At 39.2% G+C, this 12729-nt stretch carries 11 protein-coding genes; 8 read left to right on the top strand and 3 right to left on the bottom strand.

Features of this window, described 5'->3' with window-relative positions; all coding sequences use genetic code 11:
* Positions 1-29 precede the first annotated feature (29 nt).
* From hemL to rapA, 4 genes are all read left to right on the top strand, one after another.
* Complete coding sequence (hemL, locus tag IAE19_RS03995) at positions 30-1331, top strand: glutamate-1-semialdehyde 2,1-aminomutase (RefSeq protein ID WP_200459638.1); 1302 nt, start codon at positions 30-32, stop codon at positions 1329-1331.
* Between the two features lie 47 nt (positions 1332-1378).
* A complete protein-coding gene (locus IAE19_RS03990; RefSeq protein WP_200459637.1) occupies positions 1379-1795 on the top strand; it encodes a GlcG/HbpS family heme-binding protein in 417 nt (138 codons plus the stop codon).
* Positions 1796-1948: 153 nt separating this feature from the next.
* On the top strand, positions 1949-2590 hold the full coding sequence (locus IAE19_RS03985) for an RluA family pseudouridine synthase (protein WP_200459636.1): 642 nt from the start codon (positions 1949-1951) through the stop codon (positions 2588-2590).
* Between the two features lie 144 nt (positions 2591-2734).
* Entirely contained in the window at positions 2735-5572 is a 2838-nt protein-coding gene (rapA, locus tag IAE19_RS03980) for an RNA polymerase-associated protein RapA (protein ID WP_200459635.1), read from the top strand.
* 83 nt (positions 5573-5655) lie between these two features.
* On the opposite strand, the gene dps is transcribed toward rapA, so the two are convergent.
* Together dps and fabR are read right to left on the bottom strand one after the other, a co-directional pair.
* Positions 5656-6162 carry a DNA starvation/stationary phase protection protein Dps gene (gene dps, locus IAE19_RS03975; RefSeq protein ID WP_200459634.1) on the bottom strand — a complete coding sequence of 169 codons (507 nt, stop codon included), beginning with the start codon at positions 6160-6162 and terminating at the stop codon, positions 5656-5658.
* A gap of 157 nt (positions 6163-6319) precedes the next feature.
* Positions 6320-7012 (bottom strand): HTH-type transcriptional repressor FabR, encoded by a 693-nt coding sequence (fabR, locus tag IAE19_RS03970; RefSeq protein WP_200459633.1) that lies wholly within the window; start codon positions 7010-7012, stop codon positions 6320-6322.
* A 139-nt stretch (positions 7013-7151) separates the two neighbouring features.
* On the opposite strand from fabR, the gene IAE19_RS03965 reads away from it, so the two are divergent.
* The 3 genes from IAE19_RS03965 (at position 7152) to IAE19_RS03955 (ending at position 10108) form a co-directional block, all read left to right on the top strand.
* Positions 7152-8213: a ferredoxin reductase gene (locus tag IAE19_RS03965; RefSeq protein ID WP_200459632.1), complete on the top strand. Its 1062-nt coding sequence runs from the start codon at positions 7152-7154 to the stop codon at positions 8211-8213.
* Between the two features lie 13 nt (positions 8214-8226).
* Positions 8227-9321, top strand: coding sequence for a fatty acid desaturase family protein (locus IAE19_RS03960; protein WP_200459631.1), 1095 nt, complete (start codon positions 8227-8229; stop codon positions 9319-9321).
* 355 nt (positions 9322-9676) lie between these two features.
* Entirely contained in the window at positions 9677-10108 is a 432-nt protein-coding gene (locus tag IAE19_RS03955) for a DoxX family protein (RefSeq protein WP_200459630.1), read from the top strand.
* Positions 10109-10177: 69 nt separating this feature from the next.
* Here IAE19_RS03955 and IAE19_RS03950 read toward each other — a convergent pair whose 3' ends face one another.
* Entirely contained in the window at positions 10178-10882 is a 705-nt protein-coding gene (locus IAE19_RS03950; RefSeq protein ID WP_200459629.1) for an SIMPL domain-containing protein, read from the bottom strand.
* Between the two features lie 475 nt (positions 10883-11357).
* On the opposite strand from IAE19_RS03950, the gene IAE19_RS03945 reads away from it, so the two are divergent.
* Positions 11358-12728 carry a diaminobutyrate--2-oxoglutarate transaminase gene (locus IAE19_RS03945; protein WP_200459628.1) on the top strand — a complete coding sequence of 457 codons (1371 nt, stop codon included), beginning with the start codon at positions 11358-11360 and terminating at the stop codon, positions 12726-12728.
* Position 12729 lies beyond the last annotated feature (1 nt).

Raw genomic sequence — 12729 nt, 5'->3', positions numbered from 1 at the left:
ATACAAAGTTACAAATATCGAGAGTATTCATGAGTTTATCTCCAAAACAAGTGCAATTATTTGAGCAAGCCAGTAAGCATATTCCTGGTGGTGTCAATTCTCCTGTTCGCGCATTTAATGGTGTGGGTGGAACTCCGGTATTTATTAAAAAAGCCAACGGCGCATATCTTTGGGATGAAGATGATCAGCGCTATATCGATTATGTGGGTTCATGGGGCCCTATGATTTTGGGGCATGCACATCCTGATATTATTCAGGCGGTACAAAAGGCAGCAGAAGATGGTTTGAGCTTTGGTGCGCCAACCGTGCATGAAACCACTTTGGCCGATATTATTTGCGAAATTATGCCATCTATCGAATTGGTACGTATGACCAATTCGGGTACTGAAGCGACTATGACTGCGATTCGTTTAGCACGTGGCTATACGGGTCGCGATAAAATCGTGAAGTTTGAAGGCTGTTATCATGGACATTCAGATTCACTTTTAGTAAAAGCTGGTTCGGGTCTATTAACTAAAGGTGAAGGGGAACCTACTTCTAAAGGTGTACCAGCGGATTTTGCTAAACATACTTTAACACTTCCTTATAACGATATTGCTGCCTTAAAAGAATGCTTTACAAAATTCGGCCATGAAATTGCAGGGGTTATTGTCGAACCTGTAGCAGGTAATATGAATTTAGTGAAGCCGGTTGAGGGTTTCTTGCAAGCCATCCGTAATATTTGTGACGAGTACGGTTCAGTCTTTATCATTGATGAAGTGATGACTGGCTTTCGAGTTGCATTGGGCGGGGCGCAATCTTATTACAACGTCAAGCCAGATTTGACCACACTTGGTAAAATTATTGGTGCTGGCTTACCTGTTGGTGCATTTGGTGGTAAGCGTGAAATTATGGAATGCATTGCGCCATTAGGTGGCGTATATCAAGCAGGAACTTTATCGGGCAATCCTTTGGCAATGCGCGCAGGGATTGAAATGTTCAAGCATTTGCGTCAGCCTGATTTTTATGAAAATCTAAATGTTAAACTTGAAAAGTTACTTACTGGTTTACAAGCTGCAGCGGATGAAGCGGGCATTCCTTTCAAAACCCAACAGGCAGGTGCCATGTTCGGTCTGTATTTCACTCATCAAGAAGACATTACCAGTTTTGATTCAATGCTTGCCTGTGATACCGACGCTTTTAAAAGGTTCTTTCATGGTATGTTAGATCGTGGTGTGAACTTTGCGCCTTCAGCATTTGAAGCTGGATTCATCTCAGCAGCGCATAGTGATGCAGACATTGAATCTACGATTCAGGCTGCCAAAGAAACATTTCAATCAATGAAAGCATAATATTGAAAGAAAGCCCAGTATTGGGCTTTTTTACTGGAGCAAACTGAATGAAAACCAAACATTATCTAACGTTGGCAGATGCAGAAATTTTAATGAATCGTGCCGTTGAACTGTCCGCCCAACGCGGTTTTAATATGAGTATTTCTATCGTTGATGAGTCAGGTGCTTTACTGATTATGAAACGTATGGACGGCGCAACTCCATTAACAGCGAATTTAAGTCTGGAAAAAGCCAAATGTTCAGCCATGAGTCGTCGGCCATCTAAATTTTATGAAGATATTATTCGTAATGGTCAAATGGGTTTTTTAACGCTGGAAAGTGTAACAGGTATGCTCGAAGGCGGAGAACCTATTATTTATGAAGGACAATTGATCGGGGCGATTGGTATTTCAGGAGCAGAAGCTTTTGAAGATGCTGATATTGCTCAGACAACAATCCACGATTTCTTTCAGCAAATTTTATAAATACTGAATAGAACTCTCTTTATCTTTTATGAAATTGTTTCTTGATCAGAGATCTAGCTAAAATTTAATGAAAAATTCTGTTTTTGCATTGTATTTCTGGCTCAAGATTTTTATTATTGCCCGCTGATTTAAAAATCACTTCTGGAATAGAGTTTGAGTAATTTTCTAAGCGATCACCTGATTTATCGTGATGATGATTTTATTGTCATTCACAAACCAGCAGGCATACTCAGTGTTCCGGGAAAAGGAGATTTAAATGATAGTGTCTTAACGCGACTGATTGCAGAGGAATCTCGTACCTTACTGATTCATCGGCTGGATCGGGATACGTCGGGAATTTTGGTTTTTGCTTTATCAAAAGCAGCGCAAACACATATTTCCAAACAGTTTCAGGCACGTCAGACGGATAAAATCTATCAGGCGGTTGTCGCAGGCAATTTAACGGGTGAGGGTACGGTTGATATTCCAGTGGTATATGATCCGGAACGCCCCCCTTTACATATTGTTGACCCTACACACCATAAACCCGCATTAACATACTGGAAGGTGATTGAAAACCTTGAATGGAACGGACAACCTGTAACTCGAGTGCAGTTGACACCTATTACGGGACGTTCACATCAGTTACGTGTACATATGCAATATTTAGGACATCCTATTGTTGGGGATACTTTATATGCAGATGAAAAATATCAGCAACTTACACCTCGTTTGTGTTTACATGCAATGAGTTTAAGTTTTCAACATCCTAAAACGGGAGAGCATTTGACATTTGATTGTCCTGTTCCGTTTTAAGGTCAAAACTTTTTTTAACAATCGTGAAAAGCTCATTCTTTTTAATGAGCTTTGTGTCAAAATATGTGCTTAAAGACTACACAAAATGACTGACATTAAACTCAATGAACAGCGTAAAATGTGTGGTGCAAATTTGAGATAAAGGTGGAAAAATTGCAGCAGTTTGCTATTGGTCAACGTTGGTTATCAGATACGGAAACTGAACTCGGCTTGGGTGTACTAATTGATGTTGATGAGCGTTCGATCAGCATTTTATTCCCAAAAAGTGATGAAACACGTGTCTATGCACGCAACAATGCACCTTTATCGCGTATTATTTTTAATATTAATGATGAAGTGCAGGATCAAGAAGGCAAGAAATGGCTGGTTGAATCCATTGAAGATCGTCATGGAGTATTGCGTTACAATGTGATACGCACTTTAGAAGGCGGTGAGCAGGAGCGCAAGGCAATCAATGAAACAAGAATTGGCGCACAAATTCAGCTTTCCAAGCCTGTAGATCGTCTGCTTGCAAGTCAGGTCGATTATAAAGAATGGTACGATTTACGTATTGAAGCGTTAATCATGCAAGCACAAATGCAAACTAGTCCTTTGCGTGGTTTAATTGGCGCGCGAGTTGGGCTTATTCCGCATCAACTTTATATTGCACATGAAGTTGGTCAGCGTTTTGCACCACGTGTATTACTTGCAGATGAAGTGGGCTTGGGCAAAACCATTGAAGCGGGATTGATTATTCATCAACAGCTTAAAACAGGTCGTTCAGAACGTATTCTGATTTTAGTCCCAGACTCTTTGCAATATCAATGGATGATTGAAATGCGTCGCCGTTTCAATCTGCATTTTTCACTATTTGATTTGACGCGTACCGCTTCAATTAAAGAACATGATCCTGACTTAAATCCCTTCTCGACTGAACAATGCATTATTGCAAGTGTCGACTTGATGGTTGACCATGAAGACTTGCGTGAACAAGCGCTCGAAGCAGGTTTTGATTTATTGGTGGTGGATGAAGCACACCATTTAATGTGGAGTGAAGAAGAAGGCGGTAATGATCGTTATGATCTGGTTGAAGAATTTGCACAACAAACAGCGGGGGTATTGCTCTTAACAGCGACGCCTGAGCAGTTAGGTGTAGAAAGTCATTTTGCTCGATTGCGTCTGCTTGATCCACAACGTTTTAATCGCTTGGATCGTTTTTTGGATGAAGAAGAAAAATATCAGCAAACCGCTAAAGTTGCTGAAGTGCTCATGTCTAATGAGGCATTAACAGATGAACATATTAATGCTTTAGAGAGTTTGTTGGGTCATCGTATTCAGGACCAACCCGAACAGCGTTATCAGGCAATTCAAGAGCTGTTGGATCGTCATGGTACGGGTCGTATTTTGTTCCGTAATACGCGTGAAGCAATTCAGGGTTTTCCAGGTCGTGATTGTCAGCCAGCACCTTTACCAGCACCCGCAGATTGGTCGATGGATGGCAAGTTACGTGAGCAAATGTGGCCAGAAGAGGGCCAGCTTGATGGCTCGTGGATGGAGACTGATCCGCGTGTTGCCTGGTTAATGGAAGTTCTGAGAAAAGATTTAAAACATAAAAAAGTATTACTTATTGCGCGTAGCGGACCAGTAGTTGAAGCACTGGAAAATGCTTTGCGTTTACATGCGGGCATTCGTACAGCCATGTTCCATGAAGGCATGAGCTTGCTTGAGCGTGATCAGGCTGCGGCATATTTTGCTGAAGATAGCTATGGCGCACAGATTTTATTGTGTTCTGAAATTGGTTCAGAAGGCCGTAATTTCCAGTTCGCCAGTGATTTGATTCTATTCGATTTACCAGCCAATCCAGACGTACTGGAGCAACGTATTGGTCGTCTGGATCGTATCGGTCAGGAAAATCGAATCCAGATTCATGTGCCTTATTTAATTGGAACTGCCCAAGAGCGTATGTTCCGCTGGTACAACGAAGCCTTAAATATTTTTAGTAGTATTTCACCAACGGCTCAAACGCTTCAGGAAAATTTTATTGTTGATCTAAAAGAATGTCTGCTTGCTGACCTTGGTCAGCGCTTTGAAGATTTACTTGAGGAAGTTAATGTTCAGCGTCAGGCCTTAGAAGCAGAATTACAAGCGGGTCGTGACCGTTTGCTAGAATACAATTCTTGTCGTCCGGTGGTGGCTCAAAAAATTGTAGAAGCGCTTGAAGATTATGATGACAATACGATATTGCCTATGTTTATGAAGCGATTTATGTCATCGACCAATATCGACTTTGATGAGCAGAGTAATGGTACGGTTATTATCAAGCCAACGGACCAAATGCAAGTGCAGGGTTTAACGCTTGATGAAGAAGGAATGACTGCTACGTTCTATCGCGATCAGGCACAGATTCGCGAAGATGCACAATACCTGACATTGGAACATCCATTTGTTGAAAGCGTGATGGAAATGATCAACACCCAAGCTTTTGGTAGTACCAATGTTGCGGTGTTGAAGTCGAATGCACTTAAACAAGGTTCAGTGCTCATTGAAGTCTGGTTTAAAGTGGATGTAGTTGCACCAAAAGCTTTAAATCTTCCATCAAGCTTACCAAAACAATTAATTCGGGTATTATTGAGTGAGACTGGTCAGGATTTGTCTGAAAAAATTGATCCATCAATTTTAAAACCTTATTTGCATCATCTTGATGGTAATAGCTGTCGTCAGGTGGTTAAAGCGCGCCGTGAAGTAATCGAACAACGCTACACACAGGCGCTAGAGATTGCAAAAACATCTTTACCGACATTGATTGAACAGGCTAAACAGCATTATGGTCAAAAATGGCAATATGAGATTGAGCGTTTAAGTTATTTAAAACAATTCAATCCGAGCATTCGTCCAGATGAAATTGAACGTTTGCAAAAATTACAGAAAGAAGGTTTAAGCCTTCTTGATGGATTATCTGTAACGCCTGAAGCGATTCAAGTAATGGTCGTGGTAAAACCATAAATTTTTTGATTAATAAAAATGCAAAAAGGAGGAATGTATTCCTCCTTTTTATTGCTTAAAATATTTATTAGTTAAAACACTGATTAAGCAGTTTTGTCCTGATCAATATTAGCTTCAAGGAACCATAAATATTGATCCAGATCTTCTAAAGCCGCATGAATAATATCTTCAGAAATCGGATCTTCAATTTCCTCAATCGTATCTCGTAAATGATTAGCCACAATCGCATAACGATCAGCAAGCTCTTTTAAATGATCCTGCACATCATGAATTTCAACAGGATACGCTTTAAGATGCGAGGTATTTGTAACTGCTTGGGTTGTACCTAGAGCTGTACCACCAATTTGTACTGCACGTTCAGCCACGTTATCCAAATGTGTGATAAGTGATGTTCTAAAAGTATCCAGCATTTCGTGTACAGCAATAAAGTTGCTACCACGCATATTCCAATGCGCTTGTTTGGTCAATAATGAAAGATCAATCAGATTAGCTAAAATCTGATTTAAAATTTGAACAGTCGCTTCTTTCACTGACGCATCTAAATTATTTCGTGTATATACTTTTAATACTTTTGAAGTTGATTTACTCATGATAACCCCGTATTGAGATAGCGTTATTTACCTATTAGCTTTAGGTAACTTAATGTTGTGTTTTTAAGCTATCACACTATCTAATTGAGAATTGTTTTTATTTTTCAAGTTTTGTATCAGAAGTTTTTGTTTGGCTTTTATTTGTAAAGTCAAATGATTAGCGTATTTTTGATTCATCCAGATGACGCGCACCTTCTAAAATCATGCGAATCATGATCATCGTTTGTTCAGCAACTGCTTCTCGTTCTTCATACGGCAAATCAATAACTTTTGCCCCCATATTAAAGACCAATTGAGTAATTGCTTTAGCTACCAAATCGGGATGAAACAATTTACTACGATTCAAACGTTCCAGCCGAATTAAATCTTCTTGTAACTCTTGTTGAAAGAAAATTAGTTGGCGTTCGACAGCCTCTTTATAAGATTTAGACCCTGTAAAGCCTTCACGTAACAATAAACTTAAATTGCCTTCATCAGTATCTAACTGCTGAATAAAGACTTCAACAGAACTGCGGATAATACTGTTTTGTTTAGAGGCTTGTAACCGAGATTCACGAATAATTTGACGTAATACAATCCCTGAACGATCAATCAAAGCAATTGCCAGTTCATCGATATCCTTAAAATGACGATAAAAACTATTAGGGGCAATGCCTGCTTCACGTGCAACTTCGCGTAAACTTAAAGAGGCTATACTTTTTTCTGATCCAATCAGATTTAACGCGGCTTCAAATAATTCCTCTTTAGTAATCGTTGCTTTGCGTCCTACAGTACGGCTAGGAGCTTTCTCATTAAATTCAGACATATCCGCATGAGAAGCAAGGGTTGAAGAAAAAGAAGAAGCAGTCATATTTTTCAATACATTGTAAGTATTCAATCATTATAACCACAGTCTAGTCAGTTGTGAAATGTAAATAAAAGTACACGTGTATATACAAGTTTATATACATGTGTATAATAATTGGAAAGCAACCTAGAGTGGCATTCCTATGCAAGCAATCCCTAAGAGTCCATCACTCTTTCGTACATTGACACAATCAGTGTTTGATCCGCATGCAGCTGATTTTTGGCTACAAAAAGTTAATCCAATTTGGTCAACCTCTCGTGCCTTGGCACAAATCATAGAAAAAAAACAAGTTGCAAAAGATACGATCAGTTTAACTTTGCAAACGAATCGTCATGTGAAAGTCGGACAGGCAGGGCAGCATCATCCTGTTAAAGTAAAAATAAACGGTCGATTATATGAACGTAGTTATAGTTTAACTGAACGTGAAGGCCATCTTATTTTGACAGTGAAGAAAATTGCAGATGGTAAAGTGAGTACATGGCTACATGAGCAAAGTCAAATTGGTGACCTTGTGGAAATTGGGCAGCCATTTGGTGATATGCAACTTAGCAACCAACCGAATATTATTTTATTGGCGGCGGGTAGTGGGATTACCCCCATGTATAGCCTGATCGAACAACTAAAATGCAATCAGCAATTGACGCAATCGCATGTCAAACTTTTATATTGGGTTAAACATCGTGACGAAGCGGCTTTTGCCTCAGAATTTGAACAACTTACAGTTCAATATCCTCAGTTTGACTTAAAAATCTTTACGACTCAGGATACACAACATGACGATCGTTTAAATGTAACGCATTTGGCTGCAATCGAAAATCTGGAAAAAACAACTGTCTATGCGTGTGGGCCATCAGGGTTTGTACAAACAGCGGAAGAATTATTTGGTCACGCGCAAGTGTTTATGAGTGAAGCATTTAGTTTGACTCGAATCGCCGATAATGACACAGGTTTTATTAATGTAACTTTGAGCCGTTCTAATAAGACCATCGCAATCCCTAAGGGTCAGTCAATTCTGGCAGGACTTGAACAGGCCAATGTGAAACCTACTTACGGCTGTCGCATGGGCGTTTGTCATAAATGTGTCTGCCAAAAAACAGAAGGCACTACCAAAGATTTACTTAATGCCAGTGAAAATAGCGAACCGAAAAATTTCATTAAAATCTGTGTTAGTTCGGCCAAGTCTGATCTTGTGATCGACCTTTAAAGAGAAAACTCCCATGAATATGCCTGTAAAAATTGAATATTTTAAAAATCCCAAAAATAGAGAATTGACTCAAGCTGAACTCGATCAATTTGCTAAAGAGCTCGATCAAATCAAACAGGATGTACTTGATGATATCGGCGAAAAAGATGCCGCATATATACGCCGTGTTTATAGTGCAATTCGTTATACGAGTTTTCTAGGCCGCGCTTGTTTATTTGCAGGTTGGTTTCCACCAGCTTGGGTTTTGGGAACGGGTTTGTTAGGTGTTTCTAAAATTCTGGAAAATATGGAAATGGGTCACAATGTGATGCATGGACAATACGATTGGATGAACGATCCAAAATTCAATGGACAAACTTATGAATGGGATACCGTAGGAACAGCAGATAACTGGCGTCAAACGCATAACTTTAAACATCATACTTATACCAATATTAAAGGTATGGATGATGACATTGGCTATGGACTGTTACGTTTATTCCCAGAACAACGCTGGAAACCTGGCTTCTTGTTGCAACCCATATATAGCATTCCATTTTGTTTACTATTCCAATGGGGGGTAGCTATTCAGAATCTTGAAATTGGTAAGTTGATCTATAAACGTAAAACATGGAAACAGTTTATGGGAGATTGGAAGCCTGCCCAGAAAAAAATGGGTAAACTTTTGTTCAAGGATTATGTATTTTTCCCATTGATTGCTGGTCCTGCGGCTTTGCCTGTATTTACAGGAAATCTTGTGGCAAATGGCATGCGTAATATTTGGACATTTAGTATCATTTTCTGTGGTCACTTTACTAAAGACGTTGAAGTTTTTCCTAAAGCAGTTTTGCAAAATGAAAGCCGTGGACATTGGTACATGCGTCAAATTCGTGGTTCTTCAAATTTGACAGGTTCTGAAGTTTTCCATATTTTAACCGGACATTTGAGCCACCAAATAGAACATCATTTATTCCCAGACGTACCCGCACGACGCTATCGTAAAATGGCTCCAAAAGTTGAAGCAGTATGTAAAAAATATGGGATTAACTATAATAATGCCAGTTTATTTAAACAATATGGACAGGTGTTAGGGCGTATTGTGAAATATGCATTTCCATTTAAAAAGTAAATATAACAACGAGAATGCAGCCTAATGAAAATTTGGCTGCATTTTTGAACTATTGAAATACAGCTATCATTTTATGTAGTGATCAAAACCAGAATAAAATAGCTTGAGATGGGTTGGGCTTTATATCTAATTTAAATACACTGTGGTTAGTAATAATAGACAATATCTGAAAACAAGAAGGCTAAATAACAAAAAAATAAAAATAAGGCATTATTTTTTATGAATTTAAATCATTTTAATTTTAAATGGGTAAAGACGTTTGTTGCGATTGTAAAGAGTCCTGCTCATTGCCAGCTTACTTTTCTAAAATAATAATCACGTTAGAATAAAACATCAAAATAAAGCCTGATTTAAGATGTCAAACTTCTCTCAAAATATCGCACTTGCTTTACAACCAATTTTAAAGACTCAAATAATTCCATTTCTTGCATATTTAGGATTATGCGCCGCCTATTTACAAGGTGGTTTTAATAAACTAAGCGATTTTCCAACTGCAATTGCAGAAATGAATCATTTTGGATTAACACCAGCGCCCTTGTTTGCGACCTTGGTCATTATGCTGGAATTAGCTGCTTCCATCATGATTCTGTTAGGTTTTTTTCGTTGGTTAGGGGCACTGGCATTAGGGGGATTTACGCTCATGGCAACGTTTATTGCGCTGCAGTTTTGGGAGTTACCTCTTGGACAGCAACGCTTTATGGCTGCTAATTCATTCTTTGAGCATTTAGGTTTAGTCGGCGGCTTTTTATTAGTCGCATGGTTGGATTTAAAATCGAAATTGGATTGACTAATAAAATAAACAGCCACTCACTCTACCGAGAGCTACTCTCTTAATGTCAATCCCATTCCGACAGTTCTACTTAAATTGAATGGCACCATTTGCATTCACGGTAATTTTAGACTCACCTGCGGCAACATCTTGTGCAGGAGCTGCTTCCGCCGTAGCAAATTTTGCCATGCTGGCGCGCATCATGACGGGCTGTGGGAAATAATTATTGGTGTTCAAATTTAAGTTGACGAGATTATAGCTACTTTTATTCCATGCCTGCGTAATCACTTGAGCCCGCTGTTGAAAGTTCTTTGAAGCTTCAACCATGAGTTCATTTTCAACTTTTTTACGCTGTTCATCAGAGACTGTAAAATTAATCGATTGGGTCTGGAAGTTTTGTTGTAATTCGCTAATCAATTGGCTAGCAGCTTTAAAGTCTTTACTTTCAAGACGAATTTCAGCGCGGCCACGCCATTCCTTCAATTTTCGGCTGTCATTGTCGTAAACTGGATAAGTGCTTTGAGCGCCTGTTTCAACTTTTACTTGTGGGTATTTACGTGATAAAGACATTGCTTCATTCATGAGTTGATTAATTTGTGTTGCAAGTGCAGCGGGCTGTTTGTTGCTCTTTTCAATATAAAGTGTGGCATGCATTTCATCATTAGAGACCTGACGTGAGGCTTCAGCTTGTACATTAACGACATTATAATTAAGGGATTCGTTTTCTGCTGCAAATACGGCAGGGCTGATGGTGGCTGAAAGTAATAAACTGCTTAATATTAAATGACGCATAAAAGTTTCCTTGGAATTTAAAATAAAAACTTGTTTTTATCTCAATCTATCTTAATGATGAGTGATGTAGAACTTAAAAATCTTTTGTGGAGAGTTTGTAAGAGTTTAGATGCAATTAGAATCTAAATATTGACATCTAAAACATTAAAAATCAGCCGGTTAATATTTTTATATAGAAAAATAAATGATAAATTTAAGGAAAGAAAAAAAATGAATAAAAAAAGCGTATTTTCTTTCGCTTGTCACATAGTATGATTATAAATTGTTCAAGGAGTTAGGCATTTATTTTTTTTAATCTGGTTGAGTAAAATTATAGATCAAAAGGTCTTTATTTTTATACAAAAAAGGGTATCATCGCCCTCCTAGTGATAAGAAAGCAAATGTTGCCTAACTAGAATCCTACAAGCACCGAGTCAAAGGACCGCAAGTCACCAGACTTATTTCTTTCAACCCATATCAGAGATGGTAATTCGATATGAGCGTTAATTCCGTAAATCCTGCCACCCATTCAACTAACGAATACTACTTGACTCGCCAAAGTCAGATGGAATCGAATGTTCGTAGTTATCCGCGTAAATTACCGTTAGCTATTGCCAAAGCGCAAGGCTGCTGGGTTACAGACGTTGAAGGTACACAATATCTCGACTGTTTAGCGGGGGCGGGGACACTGGCTTTAGGCCACAATCATCCTGCGGTGATTCAAAGTATTCAGGACACGTTAGCAAGCGGTCTACCTTTGCATACTTTAGATTTAACAACTCCTTTGAAAGATGCATTTACTGAAGCATTATTATCTTACTTGCCAGGTGGTCAGGAAGAGTATTGCTTGCAGTTCTGTGGTCCATCTGGTGCAGATGCGACCGAGGCTGCGATTAAACTTGCCAAAACTTATACTGGGCGCAGTTCAGTCATTAGTTTTTCAGGCGGTTATCATGGTATGACGCATGGTTCTCTTGCAATGACAGGTAACCTTAGCGCTAAAAATGCTGTGAATAATTTAATGCCAGGCGTACAGTTTATGCCATATCCGCATGAGTACCGTTGTCCATTAGGGCTTGGCGGTGAAGCAGGTGTTGATGCATTAACTTATTATTTTGAAAATTTAATTGAAGATGTTGAAAGCGGTGTCACTAAACCTGCTGCTGTAATTCTTGAAGCGATTCAAGGTGAAGGTGGAGTCGTGACTGCACCAGTAAAATGGTTGCAAAAAATCCGTGAAGTGACTGAAAAGCACAACATTGTTTTAATTCTCGACGAAGTGCAGGCTGGCTTTGCACGTTCAGGCAAAATGTTTGCATTTGAACACGCAGGGATTGAACCTGACGTGGTAGTCATGTCAAAAGCTGTAGGTGGGGGTTTACCACTTGCTGTGCTTGGTATTAAACGCAAATTTGATGCTTGGCAACCTGCTGGTCATACTGGTACGTTCCGTGGTAACCAATTGGCAATGGGTACAGGTTTAGTGGTTTTAAATACCATTAAAGAACAAAATCTGGCTCAAAATGCGCAGGAGCGTGGTGATTATCTACAAGCTGAGTTGAAAAAACTGGCTCAAGAATTTCCATGTATCGGTAACGTACGTGGTCGTGGTCTTATGATCGGTGTCGAGATTGTAGATGAACGTAAACCTGTAGATCGTATTGGTTCACGTCCTGCCGATGCTCAATTGGCGGCTGCTATTCAAACTGCTTGTTTCAACAATAAACTATTGCTTGAAAAAGGTGGTCGTAACGGTACAGTGATCCGTCTCCTTTGCCCACTTATCATTAGTCATGATGAATGTGTCGAAGTGATTGCACGCTTCAAGAAAGCAATGGGTGAAGCACTTAAAGCAGTTCGGGGCTAAT

Source organism: Acinetobacter sp. S40 (genome assembly GCF_016624705.1).
GTDB lineage: Bacteria > Pseudomonadota > Gammaproteobacteria > Pseudomonadales > Moraxellaceae > Acinetobacter.
The sequence above is the reverse complement of the archived record's forward strand: the minus strand, read 5'-3'. Positions and strand labels throughout refer to the sequence as shown.

What these genes read in the sequence shown, in the direction of transcription:
- hemL (WP_200459638.1), top strand. Translation starts at nt 30, where the DNA reads ATGAGTTTATCTCCAAAACAAGTGCAATTATTTGAGCAAGCCAGTAAG.
- IAE19_RS03990 (WP_200459637.1), top strand. Translation starts at nt 1,379, where the DNA reads ATGAAAACCAAACATTATCTAACGTTGGCAGATGCAGAAATTTTAATG.
- IAE19_RS03955 (WP_200459630.1), top strand. Translation starts at nt 9,677, where the DNA reads ATGTCAAACTTCTCTCAAAATATCGCACTTGCTTTACAACCAATTTTA.
- dps (WP_200459634.1), bottom strand. Translation starts at nt 6,162, where the DNA reads ATGAGTAAATCAACTTCAAAAGTATTAAAAGTATATACACGAAATAAT.
- IAE19_RS03965 (WP_200459632.1), top strand. Translation starts at nt 7,152, where the DNA reads ATGCAAGCAATCCCTAAGAGTCCATCACTCTTTCGTACATTGACACAA.
- IAE19_RS03945 (WP_200459628.1), top strand. Translation starts at nt 11,358, where the DNA reads ATGAGCGTTAATTCCGTAAATCCTGCCACCCATTCAACTAACGAATAC.
- IAE19_RS03960 (WP_200459631.1), top strand. Translation starts at nt 8,227, where the DNA reads ATGAATATGCCTGTAAAAATTGAATATTTTAAAAATCCCAAAAATAGA.
- fabR (WP_200459633.1), bottom strand. Translation starts at nt 7,012, where the DNA reads ATGACTGCTTCTTCTTTTTCTTCAACCCTTGCTTCTCATGCGGATATG.
- IAE19_RS03950 (WP_200459629.1), bottom strand. Translation starts at nt 10,882, where the DNA reads ATGCGTCATTTAATATTAAGCAGTTTATTACTTTCAGCCACCATCAGC.